At 53.1% G+C, this 339-nt stretch carries 1 tRNA gene; it reads right to left on the bottom strand.

What is annotated here, in order from left to right:
* Position 1: 1 nt before the first annotated feature.
* Positions 2–78 (bottom strand) — tRNA-Arg (locus QMN38_RS26815).
* Positions 79–339: the final 261 nt, after the last annotated feature.

Raw genomic sequence — 339 nt, 5'->3', positions numbered from 1 at the left:
ATGGTGCATCCGGGAGGATTCGAACCTCCGACCGCTCGGTTCGTAGCCGAGTACTCTATCCAGCTGAGCTACGGATGCATCGGAAAACTTGCTTTACTGCCGATATTGATATCGTAATAAACGATATCAAGTAAGAGATGGTGCATCCGGGAGGATTACTCGGCTGCGCCTCGCCCTGCGGGCCGTTGCTGAAGCAACGTTATCCTCCCTGGTACTCGCGATTATCTCGCATACCATGAAACAACAGTCTTGCTGTTATCTCGGAGAAGATGGTGCATCCGGGAGGATTCGAACCTCCGACCGCTCGGTTCGTAGCCGAGTACTCTATCCAGCTGAGCT

Origin of the sequence: Citrobacter sp. R-1.5.2, from assembly GCF_035064245.1 — a bacterium.
In the GTDB taxonomy this organism is placed as follows: Bacteria; Pseudomonadota; Gammaproteobacteria; order Enterobacterales; family Enterobacteriaceae; genus Citrobacter.
The sequence above is the reverse complement of the archived record's forward strand: the minus strand, read 5'-3'. Positions and strand labels throughout refer to the sequence as shown.